This window comes from Streptomyces sp. NPDC001634, from assembly GCF_040298185.1.
In the GTDB taxonomy this organism is placed as follows: domain Bacteria; phylum Actinomycetota; class Actinomycetes; order Streptomycetales; family Streptomycetaceae; genus Streptomyces.
The window spans coordinates 1-20976 of sequence record NZ_JBEOZU010000049.1 but is presented as its reverse complement, the minus strand read 5'-3'; the positions used below and the strand labels follow the sequence as shown (position 1 = coordinate 20976).

Annotated in this window: 20 protein-coding genes and 3 pseudogenes; 13 read left to right on the top strand and 10 right to left on the bottom strand. The window is 70.2% G+C overall.

Annotated elements, in window-relative coordinates; translation table 11 throughout:
- Positions 1–11 precede the first annotated feature (11 nt).
- Together ABT186_RS28605 and ABT186_RS28600 are read right to left on the bottom strand one after the other, a co-directional pair.
- A pseudogene (locus ABT186_RS28605) lies at positions 12–343 on the bottom strand (aquaporin); the annotation flags it as partial.
- Positions 340–702 (bottom strand): ArsR/SmtB family transcription factor, encoded by a 363-nt coding sequence (locus tag ABT186_RS28600; protein ID WP_351927535.1) that lies wholly within the window; start codon positions 700–702, stop codon positions 340–342. The gene ABT186_RS28600 and the pseudogene ABT186_RS28605, both read right to left, overlap by 4 nt.
- Between ABT186_RS28600 and ABT186_RS28595 the strand changes: the two are divergent.
- The 3 genes and pseudogenes from ABT186_RS28595 to ABT186_RS28585 form a co-directional block, all read left to right on the top strand.
- Positions 690–1411: pseudogene (locus tag ABT186_RS28595) on the top strand (methyltransferase domain-containing protein); the annotation flags it as partial. The gene ABT186_RS28600 and the pseudogene ABT186_RS28595 sit on opposite strands and share 13 nt — an antisense overlap.
- 506 nt (positions 1412–1917) lie before the next feature.
- Entirely contained in the window at positions 1918–2103 is a 186-nt protein-coding gene (locus ABT186_RS28590) for a hypothetical protein (protein ID WP_351231643.1), read from the top strand.
- 131 nt (positions 2104–2234) lie between these two features.
- Entirely contained in the window at positions 2235–4886 is a 2652-nt protein-coding gene (locus ABT186_RS28585; protein ID WP_351927479.1) for an RICIN domain-containing protein, read from the top strand.
- A gap of 429 nt (positions 4887–5315) precedes the next feature.
- Here ABT186_RS28585 and ABT186_RS28580 read toward each other — a convergent pair.
- Together ABT186_RS28580 and ABT186_RS28575 are read right to left on the bottom strand one after the other, a co-directional pair.
- Positions 5316–5607: pseudogene (locus ABT186_RS28580) on the bottom strand (tyrosine-type recombinase/integrase); the annotation flags it as partial.
- Positions 5580–5879 carry a hypothetical protein gene (locus tag ABT186_RS28575; RefSeq protein WP_351231638.1) on the bottom strand — a complete coding sequence of 100 codons (300 nt, stop codon included), beginning with the start codon at positions 5877–5879 and terminating at the stop codon, positions 5580–5582. The pseudogene ABT186_RS28580 and the gene ABT186_RS28575, both read right to left, overlap by 28 nt.
- On the opposite strand from ABT186_RS28575, the gene ABT186_RS28570 reads away from it, so the two are divergent.
- Positions 5863–6615, top strand: a complete 753-nt coding sequence (locus tag ABT186_RS28570) for a phytanoyl-CoA dioxygenase family protein (RefSeq protein WP_351927475.1) — start codon at positions 5863–5865, stop codon at positions 6613–6615. The genes ABT186_RS28575 and ABT186_RS28570 overlap by 17 nt on opposite strands.
- 395 nt (positions 6616–7010) lie before the next feature.
- On the opposite strand, the gene ABT186_RS28565 is transcribed toward ABT186_RS28570, so the two are convergent.
- Positions 7011–7901, bottom strand: a complete 891-nt coding sequence (locus tag ABT186_RS28565) for a LysR family transcriptional regulator (protein WP_351231634.1) — start codon at positions 7899–7901, stop codon at positions 7011–7013.
- A gap of 134 nt (positions 7902–8035) precedes the next feature.
- Here ABT186_RS28565 and ABT186_RS28560 point away from each other — a divergent pair, with 134 nt between their 5' ends.
- The 3 genes from ABT186_RS28560 to ABT186_RS28550 all read left to right on the top strand — a co-directional run bounded on the left by ABT186_RS28560 (position 8036) and on the right by ABT186_RS28550 (position 12547).
- Positions 8036–8938 carry a DMT family transporter gene (locus ABT186_RS28560; protein WP_351927533.1) on the top strand — a complete coding sequence of 301 codons (903 nt, stop codon included), beginning with the start codon at positions 8036–8038 and terminating at the stop codon, positions 8936–8938.
- Positions 8939–8943: 5 nt separating this feature from the next.
- On the top strand, positions 8944–10266 hold the full coding sequence (locus ABT186_RS28555) for an MFS transporter (protein ID WP_502973350.1): 1323 nt from the start codon (positions 8944–8946) through the stop codon (positions 10264–10266).
- A gap of 589 nt (positions 10267–10855) precedes the next feature.
- Positions 10856–12547, top strand: coding sequence for an acetolactate synthase large subunit (locus ABT186_RS28550; protein WP_351927473.1), 1692 nt, complete (start codon positions 10856–10858; stop codon positions 12545–12547).
- Positions 12548–13115: 568 nt separating this feature from the next.
- On the opposite strand, the gene ABT186_RS28545 is transcribed toward ABT186_RS28550, so the two are convergent.
- Positions 13116–13979: a LysR family transcriptional regulator gene (locus ABT186_RS28545; RefSeq protein WP_351231630.1), complete on the bottom strand. Its 864-nt coding sequence runs from the start codon at positions 13977–13979 to the stop codon at positions 13116–13118.
- Between the two features lie 119 nt (positions 13980–14098).
- Between ABT186_RS28545 and ABT186_RS28540 the strand changes: the two genes are divergently transcribed.
- The 3 genes from ABT186_RS28540 (at position 14099) to ABT186_RS28530 (ending at position 15611) form a co-directional block, all read left to right on the top strand.
- A complete protein-coding gene (locus tag ABT186_RS28540; protein WP_351231628.1) occupies positions 14099–14608 on the top strand; it encodes a nuclear transport factor 2 family protein in 510 nt (169 codons plus the stop codon).
- Between the two features lie 9 nt (positions 14609–14617).
- The gene (locus ABT186_RS28535; RefSeq protein WP_351927471.1) at positions 14618–15049 is read left to right on the top strand and encodes a VOC family protein; all 432 of its coding nucleotides are present in this window, start codon (positions 14618–14620) and stop codon (positions 15047–15049) included.
- Between the two features lie 103 nt (positions 15050–15152).
- Positions 15153–15611, top strand: a complete 459-nt coding sequence (locus ABT186_RS28530) for a cupin domain-containing protein (RefSeq protein ID WP_351927469.1) — start codon at positions 15153–15155, stop codon at positions 15609–15611.
- A gap of 110 nt (positions 15612–15721) precedes the next feature.
- On the opposite strand, the gene ABT186_RS28525 is transcribed toward ABT186_RS28530, so the two are convergent.
- Together ABT186_RS28525 and ABT186_RS28520 are read right to left on the bottom strand one after the other, a co-directional pair.
- On the bottom strand, positions 15722–15847 hold the full coding sequence (locus ABT186_RS28525) for a hypothetical protein (RefSeq protein WP_351927468.1): 126 nt from the start codon (positions 15845–15847) through the stop codon (positions 15722–15724).
- A 160-nt stretch (positions 15848–16007) separates the two neighbouring features.
- Positions 16008–16232: a pectinesterase gene (locus ABT186_RS28520; protein WP_351927466.1), complete on the bottom strand. Its 225-nt coding sequence runs from the start codon at positions 16230–16232 to the stop codon at positions 16008–16010.
- Between the two features lie 397 nt (positions 16233–16629).
- Here ABT186_RS28520 and ABT186_RS28515 point away from each other — a divergent pair, with 397 nt between their 5' ends.
- Positions 16630–16824 (top strand): hypothetical protein, encoded by a 195-nt coding sequence (locus ABT186_RS28515; RefSeq protein WP_351231622.1) that lies wholly within the window; start codon positions 16630–16632, stop codon positions 16822–16824.
- Between the two features lie 223 nt (positions 16825–17047).
- Here ABT186_RS28515 and ABT186_RS28510 read toward each other — a convergent pair whose 3' ends face one another.
- Positions 17048–17722, bottom strand: coding sequence for a response regulator transcription factor (locus tag ABT186_RS28510; protein WP_351927464.1), 675 nt, complete (start codon positions 17720–17722; stop codon positions 17048–17050).
- Entirely contained in the window at positions 17719–18945 is a 1227-nt protein-coding gene (locus ABT186_RS28505; RefSeq protein WP_351927462.1) for a sensor histidine kinase, read from the bottom strand. The genes ABT186_RS28510 and ABT186_RS28505 overlap by 4 nt, the downstream gene beginning before the upstream one ends.
- Positions 18946–19209: 264 nt before the next feature.
- Between ABT186_RS28505 and ABT186_RS28500 the strand changes: the two genes are divergently transcribed.
- Positions 19210–19965 carry an ABC transporter ATP-binding protein gene (locus tag ABT186_RS28500; RefSeq protein WP_351927460.1) on the top strand — a complete coding sequence of 252 codons (756 nt, stop codon included), beginning with the start codon at positions 19210–19212 and terminating at the stop codon, positions 19963–19965.
- An 18-nt stretch (positions 19966–19983) separates the two neighbouring features.
- Positions 19984–20724: an ABC transporter permease gene (locus ABT186_RS28495; RefSeq protein ID WP_351231614.1), complete on the top strand. Its 741-nt coding sequence runs from the start codon at positions 19984–19986 to the stop codon at positions 20722–20724.
- The last annotated feature ends 252 nt before the right edge of the window (positions 20725–20976 follow it).

Below are 20976 nucleotides of genomic sequence, written 5' to 3'. Positions count from 1 at the left end.
GCCCGCCGCGCGGCGTCGGCCGGCACAGCGCCGGAGATCGCTCCCGTGATCTGGGCGGGGAGGCAGGCCGCCGGGTCGTGTGCGGTCGGTCCGTCGCCGGTACGGCGGCCGTTGATCCAGGCCATGAGGGTGACGGCGGGGTGAAGCGGGCCCCGGAGACCGGTCCGAGCAGCGCGATGAGCACGCCCAGGCCGAAGACGGTGGCCAGTGAGTTGGCGAGCAGTTGCACGCCGACATCCCGGGTGAGTTCGGTGGCCTGGACACCCGAGCCGACCACCACGGCGACCAGCGCCGTCGAACCGACGGCTTCGGCCGAAGCGCGGCACCCCAGGGAGACACTCACGCGACTGCCTCCGCGGCCGTCGGCGTCCTCTGAAACACGGCGAGGCGGTCGAAAGCCGACGGCAGCACCCAGTAGCAGACCCAGGTGCCGCGGCGCTCGCAGTCGATGAGGCCGGCCTGCCGCAGGAGCTCGGGGTGGTGGGAGATCGTCGGCTGGGAAAGGTCGAGGGCCGAGGTCAGCTCGCACAAGCACATCTCGCCGCCCTCCCCGCGCGAGGCGATCACCGACAGCAGGCGGAGTCGAACCGGATCCCCGAGGGCCTTGAACACCTTCGCCGGCCCGGCCGCCTGTTCCTCGTCCAGCGGCGAGGCGGTCAGCCCCGGGCAGCAGGCCGTTCTCCACCGCCCTGCGCGAAACAGTCCGGCAGCGGTACACCGCCACTGCCGTGAGGGTCACCGAGGGCGGCACCGCCTGCTGCGGGCCACAGCCGGTCGAGGAGGACGAGAACTTGGGCTCCGCCCTCCATGCCGCCGACGAGCGCGAGGCCCTCCCTGCCGAGGCGGTCGCCGCGTCCCTCGGCTGCGGCACCCCACCGCCGTCGTCGAACTCCGCGAGGGCGAACGGGCCCTGGCCCTTGGCTCCGGCGGCGGCATCGACGTCGTGCTCTGCGCCCGCCGCGTCGGCCCGACCGGCAAGGCGTACGGGCTGGGCATGACCGAGGAGATGCTTGCCCTGGCGCTCGACAACGCGGGGAGGGCGGGTGCGACGAACGTCGAGTTCCTCAAGGGCGTCATCGAGGCGATCCCGCTCCCCGCGAACACCGTCGACGTGGTCATCTCGAACTGCGTGATCAACCTGTCCGTCGACAAGCCCGCAATCTCCGCGAAGACCTTCCGCGTCCTGAGGCCCGGCGGCCGTATCGGCGTCTGCGACGTCGTCGCCGAGGACACCATCACGCCCGAGCAGCGGACCGAGCGCGGGGACTTTCGGCTGCATCGCCGGCGCCCTCTCCTTCACCGAGTAGCGTGCGGGGCTGGAGGCCGCCGGCTTCACGGACATCGAGATCACCCCGAAGCACCCAGTTGCCGACGGCATGCCTCTGCCATCGTCCGCGCGGTCAAGCCCTCACCGGACGCGTGCTGCGGCGTCGCCGCCTGCTGCATTGAAGTCGAGCCGGAATTGCACGCGCCGTGCGGCGCTCAACATACGGAGGCGTCCGCATGTGGGCAGTCTCGCCAGTGTCCAGTCGGAGCAGGCCGCGTTGCGGCAGTCTGCGCGACCCACGTCCGCCCCGGACTCTTCGGCCGCCGCTGAACCGCCCTCCATGTGCTCCTGCAACGGCACCCTTCCGGCCCGCTCTCGCTTCCGGCGGTCGCCTGCTCTTCAGCCGCCCGGAGGACCTCTCCGCCCTTCCGAGCCGCCAGCGTGCCCATAGCGTGCACTTAAGACCGGTCAACCGCGGTCAACAGCGGTGCGATCCTGCCCACTCGGGCGCAACCTCAGAGCACATACGCCCAGGTCAGAAGCTATCCGCCTCCGTAAGCGCCGTCGCTTCCCAAGCTGAGAGCGCGAGTTCGATTCTCGTCACCCGCTCCATGATGAAACCCCCAGGTCAGTGGCCTGGAGGTTTGTTCTTGTCCAGTCCGCTCCGGGAGCGGCGTGCCTTCACACCGGTCCGCACGACCGCCGATGCCAAGCGGTCGGTGACGCTGGACCAGCCCAGGACGCCCGGCTCGGTGTCCTTCCGGGCCCGGGCCGTCGACGCCAAAGGCACCAGCGTCACCCGGACGCTGATCAACGCCCACCGCACCACGAGGTGAACTGAACAAGTTTCCGGCTCGCGGCAACCCTGTGCGGAGTCTGTGACCACTAGGAGTCGGATCCGGTCATCCCCCCCGTGCCTGGATTCACTCCTCTTCTGGTGAACGGCATGCAAGGAGAACACCTCCCCATGAACAACCCCACGACCGGCGGACGCCGCGGGCGTCACCGCCGTCGCTGGACCGCCACCGCTCTGCTGCTCGGCGTGCCCGCCATCGTCGTGCCGTATCTCCTGTTCGCGCAGGAGGACTCGCAGGCCGCGACGATCGACGGCAATGCCTACTACCGGCTGGTTTCCGTACGCAGTGGCAAGGTGATGGACGTCAACGCCTTCTCCACCGCCGACGGCACCCGCATCCAGCAGTGGACCGACCAGAACACCGCCAACCAGCAGTGGAAGCTGAGACCCACCGGGGACGGCTACTACGAGCTGGTGAACCGCAACAGCGGCAAGGTGCTGGGCATAGCGGGCGGTTCGACCGCCCAGGCGGCCGCCGCCGAGCAGCAGACCGACAGCTCCTCCACTTCCCAGGAGTGGCGGATCGACGATGTGAGCGGTTCCGACGCCGTCACTTTCACCTCCCGCAGGAGCGGTCAGGTCCTGGACGTCTCCGGAGGCTCCACGGCCGAGGGCGCGCCGATCATCCAGTATCCCAGCAGGGGCAGCACCAACCAGCAGTGGAAGCTGGTGCAAACGGCCGAGACCCAGGCGTCCGGGACCGGCAGCACTCAGACCACGGCCGCGGCCGGACCGTATGTGTGGAAGAACGCCCAGGTGGTGGGCGGCGGTTACGTCACCGGGCTGGTGTTCAACCAGCGGGAGAAGGGTCTGCTGTACGCGCGCACCGACATGGGCGGCGCCTACCGCTGGGACACCGCGGCCGAGCAGTGGATCCCGCTGACCGACTGGCTCGGCGAGAAGGACTGGAACCTGCTGGGCATCGATGCGCTGGCCACCGACCCCGTCGACCCCAACCGGCTCTACCTCGCGACGGGCACCTACACCAACGAGTGGGGCGGCAACGGCGCGCTCCTGCGCTCCACCGACCGGGGCCGCACCTTCCAGCGCACCGATCTGCCGTTCAAGCTGGGCGGCAACGAACCCGGCCGCGGGGCGGGCGAGCGGCTCGTGATCGACCCCGCGGACCACGGCACCCTGCTGCTGGGCACCCGCAAGAACGGCCTGTGGCGCAGCACCGACTACGGCGTGACATGGCGTCAGGTCTCCTCGTTCCCCGTCAAGGACGGGGCGGGCAGCGGCGCGGGCATCTCCTTCGTGACGTACGGCCCGGCCGGCAGCAACACGGTCTACGTCGGCGTCAACGACAAGTCCGCGCCTTTGTACCGTTCGACCGATGGTGGCAGCAGCTGGCAGGCTGTTTCCGGGCAGCCCACCGGCCAGATGCCGCAGCACAGTGTGGTCTCCGGTGACGGGTCGCTGTACCTGACGTACAGCAACAGCATCGGCCCCATGGACGCGACGGCGGGCTCGGTGTGGAAGTACACGCCGTCGGGCGGCGCGTGGAAGAACATCTCCCCGTCCCAGGGCAGTTACGGGTTCTCCGGTCTGGCCGTCGACCCGCAGAAGCCGTCCACGGTGATGGTCACCACCCTCGACCGCTGGTGGCCCCAGGACGAGCTCTACCGGACCACCGACGGCGGCACGACCTGGAAGGCACTGGCCGACAAGTCGGTGCGGGACGCCTCCGCCGCTCCTTACGTCGGTACCGGCATCGGGCACTGGATGACCGCGCTGGCCATCGATCCCTTCGACTCCGGGCACGTGCTGTACGGCACCGGCAACGGCATCTGGCGCAGCAAGGACGCCAACGCCTCCGACAGCGGCGGCACCAGCCACTGGGCCTCCGGGGCCCGGGGGCTGGAGGAGACCTCGCTGGCGGACGCGATCGCCCCTCCCGGCGGCGCCACCGTCATCACCTCCATGGGCGACCAGGGCGGCTTCCGCCACGACTCCCTGACCGAGGTACCCGCCGGACGGCTGAAGAACCCGCTGATGAGCAGCAGCACCGACATCGACTTCGCCCAGTCGGCCCCCGCGGTGATGGTCCGTGTCGGCACGGGCGGCGCGCAGGACGGCGCCTACTCCACCGACGGCGGCAGCAGCTGGAACGGCTTCACCGCCGAACCGGTCCCCAGCGCGAACAGCGGCCATGTCGCGCTCGCGGCGGACGGCTCCACCATCGTGTGGACCGAGGCCGGCCAGGCCCCGTACCGCTCGACCGACAAGGGAGCGAGCTGGTCGAAGGTCAGCGGCCTGGGCACCGACGCCGTGGTCGTCGCCGACCGCTCCTCGGCCAACACCTTCTACTCACTCACGGGCGGCACGCTCCACGCCAGCACCGACGGCGGCGCGACCTTCACCCCCCGCGCCACCAGCCTGCCCTCCGGCAGGCTCACCGCCGTCCCCGGCATCAACGGGGACCTGTGGATCGCCGGCGGCGGCAACGGGCTGCTGCACTCCACCGACGGCGGCCGCACCTTCACCACACTCAAGACGGTGCAGTCCGCCTCCGCCCTCGGCTTCGGCAAGGCCGCACCCGGCGCCAACTACCAGGCCCTGTACCTGATCGGCACCGTCAACGACGTCACCGGAGTCTTCCGCTCCACCGACAAGGGCGCCACCTGGCTCCGCGTCAACGACAGCGCCCACCAGTGGGGCGCCATCGGCAGCCTCGGCATCATCACCGGCGACCCCGACACCTTCGGCCGCGTCTACATCGGCACCAACGGACGCGGCCTGCAGTACGGCGACCCGTCCTGACCCCGACCCCCGGGCGGGGCCGCAGCCACAACGGCCTGCGGCCCCGCCATGGCTGAGGACCTCGCTTCATCCTGCACGAGCTCGTGGCGCCGGGCTGTCCGAGCGATACGCGAGACGGCCCCGCATCGTCAGGGCGAGGAGCAGCAGAACCAGGACGACCGAGTCACCGCAGTTCGGCAGGTGACTCTCCGCCCCCACCGACGAGGGATCTCGGCCGGCCAACCCTACGAGATCCTTCTCGGCCCCTTCCATGCACAGAGTCCGACTCGCGGACGAGCGCCGTCGCTTCCCAAGCTGAGAGCGCGAGTTCGACTCTCGTCACCCGCTCCATATGAAACCCCCAGGTCAGAGGCCCGGGGGTTGTTTGTTGTCCAGACCGGTGGGCGAGGGCGCGCGCTACAACCGCACCATAAGGGCGCTGCTGGTCCAGGTCTTGCCGGGAGCCCGCTTGCCGTTGGTCCGTTCCGGCTTGGCGACGCGGACGCGGTCACCCGGTTGTCAAGGTCGACATACCGGCAGCGGAGGCCCGCCAGTTCCTCGGGGCGCATCGGCCTGTGCGCGCCGTGGCAACCATGAGCCACCAGCGGATTCCGGTCGCGTCGGCGAGGGCTTCGACCTGGGCGACAGTGGCAATACGGCCTTCGGCAACCGGCTCCTTGCCCGCGCCCTTGATCTGGCACGGGTCGCGGTCGATCAGTTCGTCGTCCACGGCCGTCCGGACATGTCCGGCAGCTCCAGGTCCACGACGCCGTACGCTTCCATTCGTTTCGACGCGAGTCCGGGAGTCACCCGGCGCTCGCTTTCGTGAGCAATGTCAATGCGAATTGATGTCACTGTGCCCGCGATGTCCGCCCGTGAGGGCTGAGCCTGTTTCGGATTCTCGGCCTTGCTCCTGTAGATCGCCTCCTTGGTAACCGCCGTGTTCGCAACGGTAATTCGCTTGCCGATCAGGGGTGTAGGCCGATGGACTGAGGCCATGTCTGCCGTGGTCACTGATGACATGAGAACGGCGTTCCGCCAACAGGGATACCTGGTGGTTCCAGGCGCCCTGACTCCTGGGGAGGTCGCCGTCGGGCGCAAGGTGGTTGCGGCCATGTTGGCGAAGCAGCCTCCTGCCGAGGGACATGTAGGTCCGCACTTCATCTTCCGACGCTTCGGAGACCCGGGGCATCCACTGCTCGCCTTCTTTTTCGAGACAAGGATTGCGGAGCTGGCGAGACAACTGCTTCGTGGTGGACTCGGAATCCGGAGGCCGGAAGGCGTGCAGGTGGCCACCACGATCCCACCGTGGCCGCACCGGCCAGGAGGGCCTCACGTCGACGGGCTGACGCCGACGGAACCCGATGGCCGTCCGGGCACTTTCACCATGCTTGCGGGGGTGTGGCTCACTGATCACACGACGCCCGGGCGGGGCAACTTGTGGCTGTGGCCCGGTACTCATCTGAGGTTTGGGCGGTACCTGGCCGAGCGTGGACCGGACGCCCTCAAACGGGTTGAGGACATGGCGCCCGGGCCGTATCCGAAGGTCGAACTCGGCGATCCGGTGCAAGCGGTCGGCCCGGCCGGCAGCGTGGTGTTCGCTCACTACCTGCTCGCGCACAACATCGGCGACCATGTCGGCTCAGCCTGTGACGAACGCCGGGAGACCCTTTACTACCGGGTGCAAGCCGAGGGCCACCGAGACCGGTGGCGAGAAGTGGTCACGGAGCCATTGAGTGAATTTGCCTGAGTAGCGGGTGGTGCGGGGCGGGGGACCGGAGACGCTGGTCCCGGGGTCTCCCCGCCTGCCAGGGCCGCAGGTCAGCCGGCTACCCAGTGCTCGGCCCGGGCCTTGGCGTGGACGAGACGGTTGACTGTGCCGGTCCGGGTGATCGTGCCGACGATTCGGCGAGGAAGGTCACCGACGCCCTCGGCTCCACGCCCTCCTGGGCCGTCACGGGCCGTCACGGGCTTGGACTCGGTGCGTGCCGACGGTGGCGACTCGCCGTCTGTCCGAACAGGCCGGCTTGCGGGCCTCCAGGGCGACCGCCTCAGCGGTCAGGGCCCCGGGCCCGGTAGGCAACCGCAAGTTCCTGGGTGGCGTCACGACTTCCGCTCTCGGATACAAAGTCACAGGTGCGGCGTTCACCCCATGGGCACGTTCCGGAGTGCCGTGAGCAGTCCGCGGAGCGCGGGCCGGGCCAGCGATGTATCCCGCACCGCCGCGTGAATGGCCCTGATCGGTTCCGGCCTGCGCACCTTGCGCACGACGACGGCGGGGTGGCGGCCCGCCAGCCCCATGGCGGGGATGAGGCTGATCCCGAGGCCGGTAGCCACGAATCCCTGTGCCGTGGCGTAATCCTCGCTCTCCACCACGAAGTTCGGGCTGAAGCCCGCCGCGGCGCAGCCCTCGACCACGGCGTCCAGGCAGGGGCCGGGCCCGTCGCTGCGGACCCACGGCTCGTCGGCGAGATCGGTCAGGTCCAGCATCCGTTTCGCGGCAAGCCGGTGTCCTGTGGGTAGGACGGCGCGGTAAGGGTCGTCGAGCAGATGGACGAAGTGAACCCCTTCGCGGCGCCGGTTGCATGGCTGGACCACCAGGGCAAGGTCGGCCCGGCCCTCCGCCACCTCGGTCAGCGGGTCCTGCGGGTCGGTCATCCTGAGGTCGACCCGTATGCCGGGGTGTTCCTGTCGGAATCGCGCAAGGGCGGGCGCCATGAGGGGGGCTCCCGCCGTGGCGAAGTAGCGGATCGACAGCAGCCCCGTGGCCCGGGCCCGCAGATCGGCCAGTGCGCTCTCCGCGTCGGCCACCTGCCTGCTGATGAGGGCCGCATGGTCGCTGAGCAACTGGCCCGCTTCCGTGGGCCGGACACCGCGGCCGACTCGTTCGAGCAGCGGGATCCCGGCCTGCTTCTCCAACGCCGCCACCTGTTGGCTGACCGCGGACGGGGTGTACCCCAGGTTCGTTGCCGCTGCGGTGATCGATCCGCTGGTGACGACCGCACGGAGGACCTGCATACGTCGCACGTCAAGCATGTAGCCGAGCTTAAAGGTCGTGCAGAACTTTTCGCTTGTCCTGTTGTGACTCGGCCCGGCAGATTCGAATCCGACCGATGGCGCAGGGAGGGAGGCGCAGAGTGACCGACGGCCGACGTGGCTCGCTGATACGTATGGGCGGACTCGCACTGCTGTGGGGGTCGGCGTTTCTGTGGATCAAGCTGGCCCTCGACAGCGGACTGACGCCCTTCCACATCGCCTTTGTCCGCTCTGCCCTCGGCTCGGCCGTCCTTCTCGTCCTGGCCCGCGGCGCACGTCAGCGTCTGCCGCGGGACCGCGGAACGTGGGGGCACCTCGTGGTGGCCGCCTTGTTCTGCAACGCCCTGCCGTTCCTGCTCTTCGGTATCGGCGAGCGGACGGTCGACTCCGGGCTGGCCGGTGTGCTGCACGCGACGACTCCGCTGTGGTCCGTGCTGATCAGCACCCTCATCGGCACGGAGCGCACAATGCATCCGGTCCGCCTGGGCGGACTGCTGCTCGGATTCGCCGGAACGCTGGTCATCTTCGCCCCCTGGGAGGCGAGCGGACTGCTGAGCGGGGGCGCGCTCGCGCTGCTCGGGGCATCGGCGAGCTACGCCGTCGGCTTCGCCTACATGGGAAGCCGGCTGACCGGCCGGGGAACCGCCCCGCTGGCTCTCTCGGCGGCCCAGCTCGTCGCCGCCACGGCACTCGGCGTGCCGGCCCTGCTGGCCGATGGCACGGCACACGTGGACCTCGGGCCGCGGGTCGTACTCGCCGTGACCGTCCTCGGGATCTGCAGCACCGGATTCACGTTCTATCTCAGCTACCGGCTCATCGCGGACGAGGGAGCGACCAGCACAGCCACCATCGGGTATCTCCTGCCAGTTGTCTCGGTGGCGCTGGGGGCGATCGTCCTCGACGAGGAACTCGGCCTGCGCGTCATCGCGGGGGCGGCCGTCGTACTTACCGGTGTCGCGGCCACGCGGTGGCGGACTCGCCCATCGTCGCCCGCGCGCGCTGCGGACAGGGCGGGGCTCGGCTCCGTGAGGAAGTGAGCGCGATGCGACACCGCCCGGCCCGGCACGCCCCGCATTCATCGGCGACAGATTCCATACGGCCCGACTCCCCTTGGCGCACACGCGATTTCCGGGCGCTGTTCGCCGCGACATCCCTCAGCCAGTTCGGCACCAACACTGCCTACGTCGCCGTCCCGCTCATCGCCGTGTCCGCTCTCGACGCCAATCCCGGCCAGGTCGGCACGCTCGCCGCGCTGAGCACCGTCGCCTTTCTGCTCATCGGCCTCCCCGCCGGAGCGTGGGTGGACAGAATGCGCCATCGCGCAGTGCTGATCGCCGCGGATCTGACACGTGCGGCGCTGTTCGCCTCGATCCCCCTTGCCTGGTGGCTGGACGCTCTCACGCTCGGCCACCTCTACGTAGTCGTCCTGCTGAGCGGCTGCGCCACCGTGTTCTTCGACGTCGGCTCACAGAGCGTGCTGCCCCAACTGGTGGGCCGGGACGGCCTCGTACGGGCGAACGCCGCAGTGGTGAGCCTCATCGCCGTCGGCAACGTCGCCGGACGGGGCGCGGGCGGAGGGCTCGTCCAACTGCTCACGGCGCCCGTGGCCGTGGCCTGCGCGGCGGCGGCCTACCTGGCCTCCGCGCTACGGCTCACCGCCATCCACCGCACTCCGGCACCGGCACCGGCCCTGGGTCGGCCCACCCGGTTGAGAGCGCAGATCGGGGAGGGACTGCGACACGTCCTCGGCAACAGGGAGCTCAAGGCCCTCGCCGTCACCGCGGCCCTCAGCAACCTGGGCACCCAGATCGTCAACACCATCCTCCCGGTGCTGTTCGTACGCCAACTCCACTACCCCGCAGGCGTACTGGGCCTCTTCTGGGCAGCGGGCGGAGCCGGCCTCCTCCTCGGCGCCCGCTGGGCCCGCCCCGTCGCCGCACGCCTCGGCCACGGTCGCGCTCTCGGCCTCGCCGGCCTCTGCCTGGCGCCCGCGGGACTGCTCGTACCGCTCATCGGCCGCGGCGCCTGGCTATGGGCGGCGGGGGCAGGTTGGCTGCTTGCCATGTTCAAGATCGGCTTGGACAACGTACTCGGCGTCAGCCTGCGACAGCACATGACGCCGGACCACCTCCTCGGCCGGATGAACGCCACCTTTCGTTCCCTGCTCACCGGCGCACTCGCCGTCGGTGCCGCGGTGGCGGGTCTGCTCGGCGAACTGACAACTGTGCGCACCACCCTCTGGGTGGGCGGTGCCTTCCTGGCGGCGGCGTTCCTGCCCGTCTTCCTCTCTCCGGTCCGCACGCGCCGGGCGCTGCCGCGGCAAGAGGACTCACGAACCGCCGACGTCCCAGCGGAGGACTCCTGACCGCGGAGACCTCCCTGTCCGGCACCTACCGCCGTCTCCAGCGCCTGCCGCCCATGCCACAAACACCTGCACGCGACGACGAGCCGCCTCCTCGCGGCCGAGACCACTACCCCCGTCAAGGGTCGGGAGGTAACCCGTGCATCCGCGTGTGCACTCGCGAAGGCTCCCCGAGCCAGACATCCGATCCCAGCGAGCCAAGCGCGGAGCCCGTTCACACACCCGCTCCGCCCGCCGTTGGTCGAAGCCGTGCCCACAACAGGTCAACGGCCAAATGCCCGCGCAAGCGCCGTCGCTTCCCAAGCTGAGAGCGCGGGTTCGATTCTCGTCACCCGCTCCATGAAGACCCACTTGTCGGCGTACGCGCGGAAGCTCACCACCCCGGCTTCGGGGTCCCTCCATTCGGGAGCTGGGGTGAGTGGTGGGGGGAGGCGCTTCGGCCAGCTCACGCGGACACCGGCCGAGGCGAACGTAACGCCTCCGAACGGCCCGGCGGTGCTTGGTCCCGGGCGCGGGCCGGTACCCACTACCGGCCCCCCGGCCGGCGGCCGATGAGTGGCCGGGGCGGGCGGGGTGTGCCTACGTTCGTCCCATGGGCACCGAAGGCGCGACCGGGTCGCGGGACACCGCAGCTGTGGATGACGTCGCGCACCTGTTGGTGCGTTGTCTGCGGGCCGAGGGCGTGGAGTACGTCTTCGGGATCCCCGGTGAGGAGAACATCCGCTTCGTCGACGCGCTGAACGGCTCCGGGATCCGGTACGTGCTGGTGCGCCACGAACAGGCCGCCTCGTTCATGGCGGAGATCTACGGGCGGCTGACCGGCCGGGCCGGAGTCTGCTCGGCCACGCTGGGGCCGGGCGCGATCAATCTGCTGCTGGGCACCGCAGACGCGACGACCAACAGCGCGCCGATGGTGGCCCTGGCCGCCCAGGGGTCCCTGCGCCGTATCCACAAGGAGTCGCACCAGGTCATCGACCTCGTGTCTATGTTCGCTCCCGTCACCCAGTGGGCAGCCCGTATCGAGTGTCCGGACGCGGTGCCGGAGATGACGCGCAAGGCGTTCAAGACCGCGCAGAGCGAGCGCCCCGGGGCTGTGTTCCTGGCGGTGCCGGAGGACATCGAAGCCGAGCGGCCCGCCGAGCCGCTGGCGCCCCTGCAGATCGACACGGCGCACGCCGATGCGCCATCGCCCGCCCAGATCGCACGGGCCGCCGAGGTGCTCGCCGCCGCACGGCACCCCGTCGTGCTGGCAGGCCACGGCGCCGCCAGGGCAGGGGCCTCGGTCGCGCTTGTACGGTTCGCCGAGCGGCTGAACATCCCGGTCGCGACCACGTTCCACGGCAAGGGCGTCTTCCCCGACGACCACCCGAACGCTCTGGGCGCGGTCGGCTTCATGCGCCACGACTACGGCAACTTCGGCTTCGACTCGGCCGACGCACTGATCTGCGTGGGTTACGAGATCCAGGAGTTCGACCCGGTCAAGATCAACCCGAACGGCGACAAGCGGATCGTGCACGTGCACCGCTTCCCCGCCGAGGTCGACGCCCACTACCCGGTCACGGTCGGCGTCGAAGGTGACCTCACGCAGGCGCTGGACGCACTCTCGGCGGCGCTGCCCGACGGACTCACCTACGACTCGGGAAGCAGCGAGAAGATCCGTACCCTCCTCGACGAGGAACTCCAGTACGGATGTGACAACGACGCTTTCCCCCTGGTGCCGCAGCGCGTGGTGAGTGATGTCCGCACAGCCCTGGACCGCCACGACATCGTGCTCGCCGACACCGGCGCCGGAAAGATGTGGATGGCCCGCCTCTATCCGACCTACGAACCGGACACCTGCCTGGTCTCCAACGGCCTGTCCACCATGGGCTTCGCGCTGCCCGGCGCCATCGTCGCCAAGCTGGCCCGGCCGGACCGACGCGTCCTGGCGGTGATGGGCGACGGCTCGTTCCTGATGAACTCCCAGGAACTGGAGACCGCCCTCCGGGAACGCGTCCCGCTGGTCGTCCTCGTCCTGGTGGACGAGGAATACGGCCTGATCACCTGGAAGATGGAACTCGAACTCGGCCGCCACAGCCACACTCGGTTCACCAACCCGGACCTGGTCGCCTACGCCGAAAGCTTCGGCGCACGCGGCTACGCGATCGACTCGGCCGACCAACTGCTGCCCGTACTGCGCCGCGCTCTCGACGACAACTCGGTCTCCGTGATCGCCTGCCCCGTCGACTACTCCGAAAACCTGCGTCTGACCGACCGACTGGGCAGTCTCCACGGCCCGTTCTGACCCGACAGCCCCAGAGCCTCCCGGGCAAGCATCGGGAAGGACTCCACACCGGCGAACCCGCCACCATGTGCCTGGCTGCGCGCCATCGGCCAGTGCCGGTCAAACGGCCTCGACGGTCCCGCCCGCGCTACAGGGGTTGTCGTCGGCCAAACCGTCCAGGCCGGCCTGTGCGTCCGCAATCCGGCGTCCGCCTCGGACGGGAACCACCTCGACGTAGGTCGGCCGAAGCCTTCACCCACCCGTTTGGGGCCCGCTGTCCAGACCTCGTGCCCTGGGCGTGCCCATCAGAGCGGACAACCAGGGTCCCCAGGGACACAATTTTGTGCCTCAAGGCCGCACTTCCGGCTGCATATTCGCAGGTCAGGTCATCTGTTCCCGCGCAAGCGCCGTCGCTTCCCAAGCTGAGAGCGCGAGTTCTCGTCACCCGCTCCATGACAAACCCCCAGGTCAGAGACCCGGGGGGGGTCTTGTCGCCTAGCCCGATGCACGAGATGTGAGTGATCGGCTCAGGCCGAGCTGCACCGTGGCGTTCGCTGCTCTGGAGGTCGGGACCGGCGCTGTGCTGCCGTCACGCGGTGCTGCGGACCAGGTCGTGAGCGGCCTGGGCAAAGGCGCGGACGCGTGCGGTGGTGCCGTCGGCACGCCAGACCAGTCCCCATGTCAGAAGGGGGGCGTTCTGGACAGGGAGATAGACGACGTCAGGGCGCGGGTGGTAGCGCCTGGCATGGGCGCCGACGAGGAGCACGGCCCGCCCGGCGCCCACGAGCGCCAGGGCCTCGTGAAAGGTGGCGGCCGATGAGCCGCGTACGTCGACGTCCGGCGGGGGCCCGGCAATCGTGCCCGGCAGCCGGACCAAGGGGGCCCCGGTGAGGTCCTCCACGGCCACGGAATCCCGGCGTGCCAGTCGGTGTCCGGCGGGGACGGCGAGCATCTGATGCTCGCTCACCAGGGCGGGCCCCGTGACCAGGTCAGGCTCCTGTACTGGAAGGGCAGCCAGCAGGATCTCCACCTCCCCACCGCGCAGCCACGGCACACCGTCGGCCGGTGGCACCTCGCGGATTCGGACCTCGCAGTCGGGATGCCGGCGCTGGAACGACTCCGCGGATTCTGCCAGGAGTTGGCTGCCGGCCGCGTCCACGAAACCGGCGCACAGCGTGCCGGTGACGCCCCGCCCGGAGTCGACCGCCCGTTGGAAGGCGGCTTCGATCCGGTCCCAGGCGGGCCGGACGTCGTCGTACATCCGACGCCCGATGGCGGTCAGCTCCACCCGGCGACTCGTTCGCCGGAACAGCGGCGCACCGACACGCCGCTCGAGTTTCGCGATCGTCTGGCTGACCCGGGAGGTCGATACGCGCATCCGCTCGCCGGTGCGACCGAAGTGCAGCTCCTCCGCGAGCGTCAGGAACGCCTCCAGCTCGTGCCGCTCCAGCATGACGGCCCTCCCCTGATCGTTGAGCCTGGCTCCACGATCGTTGCAGAGATCCGCGTTGATCGGCCCCGTGGTCCACAAGAGGGTGGAGAACACCAGTCACCCCGCACAGGAGGAACCGCATGTACGTCACGCAGGACCACGCCCTTTCCTCAGCAGCCGCCGATACCGACGCCGTGATCCAGGAGCTGCGCGACCGAGTCGAGATCGCCGACGCTCTCCACCGGTTCTCCCTCGGACAGGACCTGAAGGACAAGGAGCTGTTCGCTTCATCCTTCGCGCCCGACGCCGCACTGGACTTCCGGCCCGCGGCCGCCAAGTGGGGTGCCGTACCGCCTCTGATGACCGGCAGGGACGCGATCGTCACCACCATCCTCGGCCTGTTCACCGACCGGGTCGACACAACCCATCAGGTCACGAACACCCGCATCGCCGTGGACGGCCAGACCGCCCGCCTCACCGCGCTGGTGGAGGCCCAGCACCTGCTCACCGCCGACCACAGGACTCACGCCCTGCTGAAGAACCTCTACGACGTCGACCTGGTGCGTGAAGGCCGACGCTGGGTCATGCGCCGCGTCCGCATCGACAACGCGTGGTACACCGGCGACCCCGCCGCCATCTTCGAAGGGTGAGAACCGGACATGACGCCGAGAGCCCTCCACCCAGTCGGTGCGGAGACCCGCATCCGCATCGCCCGGCCGTCCCGCAGCCTCGTCGACGTCGAGCGCTTCTACGTGCAAGGGCTCGGCCTGAAGGTGCTGTGGCGTACCACCGGGCACGTTCCCGGCGAACACGACCTGCTCATGGTCGGCCTGGCCCGCACCACCTGGCACTTCGAGTTCACCCACGACCCGCTGCAACCACTCGACCCGACCCCCACCGTCGACGACCTCTTCGTCCTCTACCTGGACATCCCCAACGTCGACGATCTGGTGGACCACCTGCTCACCGCCGGGGGCGCCCGGGTGGCCGCGCACAACCCCTACTGGGACGAGTACGGCGTCACCGTCACGGACCCCGACGGCTATCGCCTTGTCCTGTGCACCCGCGCATGGAGCCCTGACCAGGGCTGACGGACAAGCGCAGACACGCGCGACACCACACAGGCAGCCATCCGACCCTCTCGATCGAGGAGAACCGATATGTCCTCTCACGCTCCTTCGGCTCTGCTGGTCCGTGCCACAGGCCGAGACCCTCGCCGACGGTCCCACGAGCCTGATCACCCTCCTGGCCGACGCCGACGCCACGCACGGCGCGCTGACCGCGAACCGCGCGACGCTCCGGTCGGGCTCACCGGGAACTCCCGCGCACTTCCACACCCGCGCCAGCGAACTGCTGTTCGTCCTCGGCGGCTCACTGCGGGCCCTGGCCGGAAAACACGTGCACACCCTGGGCCCGGGTGACCTCCTCCTGGTCCCGCCTCGCCTGCCGCACGCCTTTGCGCCCGCCTCGGGACGGGACGCCGACATCCTGGTCCTCTTCACTCCGGGCCTGGCCCGATTCGACTACTACCGGCTGCTGGAACGTGTCGCCAAAGGCGAAGCCACGGTGCAGGACATCCGCGACTCCTCGGAACACTACGACAACCACTACCTCGACAGCCCCGCGTGGCGTGACGCACTGCAGACCCCCTGAGCGCGCGCCGGCCCGAGCGCACGGGCCTCGTCGACCACCATGGCCTGGCGGGCCCGTGGCGACGCAGCACCTCCTCAGCCGCTTCGAGGATGCGCTCGGCGGTGAGGGGCTCAGGTCCTGTACCAGAGGGTGCCGGTATCCCCCTGAAGGATCACCGCCCGGTGTCGCTCTCGGCCGTCGGCGTCGACGGACACGGCCTGCTCGATCGCGGCCAGGTCGCCGGCGTCCGGAGTCACCCCCGGATGCCCACACTCACCAAGGCGCGAGGCCAGTCGGCCCTGTCCAAACCAGCGGCGAAGCCGGGACAGTCGTGCTGTCCCGGCCCCGCCGTGATTCACCTCGCCTTGAGGACGGGGGCGCTGCCGGTGGGCTGTGTACCTGTCACCTCGGCCGCGGTCAGCGGACAGGGTTCCAGCCGTCGGTGCCGGCCAGGTACTTCTGGGCGGTGTAGTCGGCGGCCTCGGCGTCGGTCAGCTTCGGTGCGTTCGCTCCGACGCCGGCCCCCTTGCCGGTGTTGTGGTACTCCCTGAACCGGGCCTGCTGCCAGTGGTAGTCGGGCATCATGTCGGTCCAGGGCTGCGTCTCTTTGATCATGTAGTCCAGGTCGGTGTCACGGACCACCGGCCCAGCTGCGTCGGTCCTACCACCTGCGGGCATCCCTCGGCGCCCGTCCGCAGACGGCAGCGGCGGCCGTCACCCTCGCCGACGAACTGCCCCCCGGAGCCGAAGCCGACCAGCTCCGCGAGGCAGCCGGACTGACCGCCCGTGAGCTGGAACTGACCTGGCTGCTACGCGCTCTCTGACGCTGGTTCGACCCCGCAGGCCGGCTCCGTCGCATGGACTCCACAAGCCGGCGCCACTGCCTGACAGCCGGTCACGGCCCACTCGACCACCCATGGCGCAAGTTGGCCGTCAGGAGCTGGGTCTAGTCGGTCTTTGTCGGCGATGGCGCGGGGGCAGGGCTTACCCCGTTCTTGCCGTTCCTGCCGTTCTTGCCGTCGATTCCTCTCCTTCCGTTATGACCCCTCGTATTACGGCCGTCTCTGCCGTGTCTCCCGGGCCGCCCGGGGTTGCCGTCCAGGCCTCGCGGGCCGGTGGGGCCGGGCGGACCGGTGGGGCCGGAGGGGCCGGGCGCGGCTTGCTGTGCCTGGAGGTCGATGTGCTGTGCCCGCAGGTCGTCGATCTGCATCTGGTGGGCGACGAGCGCAGTTGACTGCGCGACGAACGTGACGATCAGCGCTGCGTTGATCACAAGGGGGCGCCGTGATCTGCGCAGGGTTTCGTTTACGGTGCTCACATCATTCCTCACGGTGTGTGACGGCGAAAGTGTAAATGACGAGGAGTTGGAGGAGGCGGACCTCCTCGTCGAGTGTCTGTCCCGGGGTGGTCGAAGGCCCCGAGTTCGTCGATCACTACAGGTAAATCGGGAAGTCGCGCTACAGCGATTCGGCCAGGCCGCTGCGGTGGGCGAAGACGACGAGTTGGGCGCGGTCGCGGGCGCCGACCTTGACCATGGCGCGGTTGACGTGGGTCTTGACGGTGGCGGGGCTGAGTACGAGCTGCGCGGCGATCTCGTCGTTGGACAGCCCGGTCGCCACGAGCGTGGTGATCTGGCGTTCGCGCTCGGTGAGCGCCTCAAGACCGCGGCGGGCCGCATCGTCCAGGGGCTGCGGCGTGGCGGGGGCGGCGAGGAAGCGGCTGATGAGGGTCTTGGTCGCGGCGGGGGACAGCAGTGCGTCGCCGCGGCTGACCGTGCGGACCGCCTGGAGCAGTTCCTCGGCGTCGGCGCTCTTGCCCAGGAAGCCGCCGGCCCCGGCGCGCAGTGCTTCGAAGACGTACTCGTCGATCTCGAAGGTGGTCAGGATCAGGACCTTCACCCCGGCGAGGTCCTCGTCCCCGGTGATCAGGCGGGTCGCCGCGAGGCCGTCGAGGACGGGCATCCGGATGTCCATCAGGACCAGATCAGCCCGGGCGGCCTTCGCCAGTCGCACAGCCTCGCGCCCGTCACCGGCCTCGCCGACCACCTCCAGGTCCGGTGCCGGCTCGATCAGCGCCTTGAAGCCGGTGCGCACCAGGGGCTGGTCGTCGGCGATGACTACTCGGATGGTCACGGCGCGGGCTCCGGGGCGAGGTCGAGGGGCAGGTAGGGCAGGTACGCGGTCACCTGGAAGGCTCCGCCCGGGCGCGGGCCGGCGGTGAAGTGCCCGCCGAGCGCGAGGACTCGTTCGCGCATGCCGACGATGCCGTGCCGAGCGGCCGGGACCGGGCGTGGGGCGTGGGTACGCCCGCCGGGGGTGCGCTCGCCTCCCAGGTCGTCGACGGTGATGCACAGCTCGTGCCGGTCGTAGCCCAGCGTCAGGCGCGCCTGCCGTCGGCTGGAGTGCTTGTAGACGTTGGTCAGTGACTCCTGGATCACGCGGTACGCGGTGAGATCGGCGGCGGGTGCCAGGGGTACCACCGTGCCGTCGACACGGAAGTCGATGCCCAGGCCGGAGGCGCGCAGCAAGGCAAGGAGCTCGTCGAGGCCGTCCAGTCCGGGCGCGGGGATCACGGTGGGGGCGACGGGGTCTCCGGGCTGTCGTAGCAGACTGACGGTGTCGCGCAACTCCCCCAGGGCCTTGCGGCTGGCGGACTTCACATGGGCGAGCGCCTCGCTCGCCGCCGCCGTGTCGCTGTCGAGCGCCTGCCCGGCGACGTTGGACTGCACGCTGATGAGCGCGAGATGGTGCCCCACGGCGTCGTGCAGGTCGCGGGCGATGCGCAGCCGCTCCTCGGTGATCCGGCGCCGCGCGTCCAGCTCGCGCTCCCGTTCCGCGCGTTCGGCGCGCCGCTCGACCTCCGCGAGGTAGGCACGGCGGTTGCGAGAGGAGTCGCCGGCCGCGATCGCCAGGCCGCCGAGCGCCATGAACGCCAGGTTCTGCGGGCCCAGCAGCGCCGGCTTGTGCACGGCGTGGACGAGGGCGAGCGCGCCCACCGCTCCACAGCCCAGGAGCAGGCCGGGACGGCGTTCGACCAGGTCGGCGACGGTGTACAGGGCGATCAACGGGGCCAGCAGGATCAGCACACCGCTGGTGCTGCCGCTCTCGGCGAGGAACACCTCCGCGGCCCCCGCGCTGACCGCCAGTGCCACCAGCGGGCGCCGCCGACGCCCCGCCAGCACCCCGCAGCCGAGCGCGGCGGCGACGATCGCCACGGTGCGGTGGCCCCCGACCACCGCAGAATGCCCCGCGAACGCGGTGAGCACGGTGGCGGCGAAAACGGCCAGGGCGATCACCGCGTCCGCCAGGTGCGCATGCCTGCGGGCGGCCTGACGCAGGTGGGCGAGGGCGCTCATGGCTTCACGATAGGCGGCCGCCTGCGGAGCGCCGTCGGCCCTGCGCGGCAGCCGGACGTACCGCGGACGCGGTAGCCGGCCGTATGACCACCGCGTCCGCGGTAGCCGCTCTTACCGTGCCCGCCCGACGACGCGCGGCGCCCGGCTCGGGAGGGTGATGCCGGCGCCCGATGCCGGGCGTCGTGAGCGAGCCATTGACGCCTTTGGGAAGGGAAGAACCCCGATGCACGCGACCATTCCACCGATCCCGCGCCGGCGGACGCGATGAACGGCGGCATCACGATCGACGGCCTGACCAAGCGGTACGGCGCGGTGACCGCGGTCGACGACCTGACCTTCGACGTCGAGCCCGGAGTGGTGACCGGGTTCCTCGGCCCGAACGGGGCCGGCAAGACCACCACGCTGCGGATGCTCCTGGGGCTCGTGACGCCCACCGCGGGCCGGGCCCTGATCGATGGCCGCCACTACGCCGCGTTGACGGAGCCGAGGCGGGTTGTCGGTGCGGTGCTGGAGGCAACCGGGTTCCACCCCGGCCGACGCGGCCGCGATCACCTGCGGATCCTCGCCCAGGCCGGGGGCATCCCGGACTCGCGGGTCGAGAAGGTGCTGGACCGGGTGGCTCTGGCCGATGCCGCACACCGCCGGGTGGGCGGCTACTCACTCGGTATGCGCCAGCGGCTGGGCCTGGCCGCGGCCCTGCTCGGCGACCCGGAGGTGCTCGTCCTCGACGAGCCCGCCAACGGGCTGGACCCTGCCGGCATGGCCGACCTGCGGGATCTGCTGCGCGGTCTGGCCGAGGAGGGCCGCACGGTACTGATGTCCAGCCATGTGCTGAGCGAGGTGGCCCAGACCGTGGACCGCGTGGTCATCGTGGCGGGCGGCACGCTGCGTCACGCAGGCCCGCTTGCCGAGCTGACCGCTGCGAAGGGGGAAACGCTCGAAGGCGCGTTCCTCCGACTCACAGCGGCCCCGGACACCGACCCCGCGACCGGCGCCGCCACGGCGTCCGCCCGCCCCTGAGCGCGAGGAACGAACGACATGCACATCCTGATCCGCACCGAGGTGCTGAAACTGCGTACCGTCCGCAGCCCATGGCTGCTCCTGGCGGGATCCCCCTTGCTCGTGATCGCCGGTGTCAGCGGTCTGGTGGTCTCCAGCAAAAAGGCGCTCGATACGGCCGCGCAGAGCGGCGCGCTCGCGCATGTGGGCCTGACCTCGATCCTCACGCTGGTCTTCGGGATCCTTGCGGTCGCCGGCGAGTACCGGCACAAGACGATCACCGACACATATCTGAGCACTCCCGCACGCGGCCGCGTCATCGGCGCGAAGCTCCTGGTCCACGTGGTCTTCGGCACGGTGTCCGGAGTGGTGAGCAGCCTCGTCGGCCTTGGCGTCGCCGCGGCCTGGTGGGCGGACAAGGGCGTGTCCTTCGCGTGGACCGACTCGCAGATGTGGGCCACGATCGGCGGCGGCATCGCCTGGAACGCGGCGTTCGCCGCCATCGGCGTGGGAGTCGGCGCGCTCATCCGGGGCCTCGTCGGCGCGGTCGCCGTCGCGTTGGCGTGGGTCGCCCTGGTCGAAGGCATCGTCGGCCAACTGATCGGCAGCCTCGCCCGCTGGCTGCCGTTCAACGCCGGCCAGGCACTCGGCGCCGGAGCCAAGGCCATGACGACGGGGGACCTGCTGCCGCGGTGGGGCGGCGGCGCCGTTCTCGCCGTCTACACGCTCGTCTTCGCGGTGCTCGCCGTCGCCACGTCGATGCGCCGCGACGTGTCCTGACCCGCCAGTGCACAGCCGCGGCTCTGGGAACGTCCCAGGGGGCCTGGCTCGCTGTTGCGAGCAGCGTTGACCGGGTCGACACAGCCTCATCACGTCCAGACGACCGACGCTGGGGATGCCGCGGTTCGCCGTACGGCTGTCTCGGCTGTCGGGAGCTTTGACGTGCTCCCTGGCCTAAAGTCCAGGGATTCCGGCCTGGGTCGTCTGACCCTTCCGGGGGCTTCCTGCTTCAACGCGCTGTGCGGGCACGTG

What these genes read in the sequence shown, in the direction of transcription:
- ABT186_RS28570 (WP_351927475.1), top strand. Translation starts at nt 5,863, where the DNA reads ATGTCTGCCGTGGTCACTGATGACATGAGAACGGCGTTCCGCCAACAG.
- ABT186_RS28555 (WP_502973350.1), top strand. Translation starts at nt 8,944, where the DNA reads ATGCGACACCGCCCGGCCCGGCACGCCCCGCATTCATCGGCGACAGAT.
- ABT186_RS28560 (WP_351927533.1), top strand. Translation starts at nt 8,036, where the DNA reads ATGGGCGGACTCGCACTGCTGTGGGGGTCGGCGTTTCTGTGGATCAAG.
- ABT186_RS28515 (WP_351231622.1), top strand. Translation starts at nt 16,630, where the DNA reads ATGACCCCTCGTATTACGGCCGTCTCTGCCGTGTCTCCCGGGCCGCCC.
- ABT186_RS28545 (WP_351231630.1), bottom strand. Translation starts at nt 13,979, where the DNA reads ATGCTGGAGCGGCACGAGCTGGAGGCGTTCCTGACGCTCGCGGAGGAG.
- ABT186_RS28565 (WP_351231634.1), bottom strand. Translation starts at nt 7,901, where the DNA reads ATGCTTGACGTGCGACGTATGCAGGTCCTCCGTGCGGTCGTCACCAGC.
- ABT186_RS28550 (WP_351927473.1), top strand. Translation starts at nt 10,856, where the DNA reads ATGGGCACCGAAGGCGCGACCGGGTCGCGGGACACCGCAGCTGTGGAT.
- ABT186_RS28535 (WP_351927471.1), top strand. Translation starts at nt 14,618, where the DNA reads ATGACGCCGAGAGCCCTCCACCCAGTCGGTGCGGAGACCCGCATCCGC.
- ABT186_RS28495 (WP_351231614.1), top strand. Translation starts at nt 19,984, where the DNA reads ATGCACATCCTGATCCGCACCGAGGTGCTGAAACTGCGTACCGTCCGC.
- ABT186_RS28585 (WP_351927479.1), top strand. Translation starts at nt 2,235, where the DNA reads ATGAACAACCCCACGACCGGCGGACGCCGCGGGCGTCACCGCCGTCGC.
- ABT186_RS28500 (WP_351927460.1), top strand. Translation starts at nt 19,210, where the DNA reads ATGAACGGCGGCATCACGATCGACGGCCTGACCAAGCGGTACGGCGCG.
- ABT186_RS28505 (WP_351927462.1), bottom strand. Translation starts at nt 18,945, where the DNA reads ATGAGCGCCCTCGCCCACCTGCGTCAGGCCGCCCGCAGGCATGCGCAC.
- ABT186_RS28540 (WP_351231628.1), top strand. Translation starts at nt 14,099, where the DNA reads ATGTACGTCACGCAGGACCACGCCCTTTCCTCAGCAGCCGCCGATACC.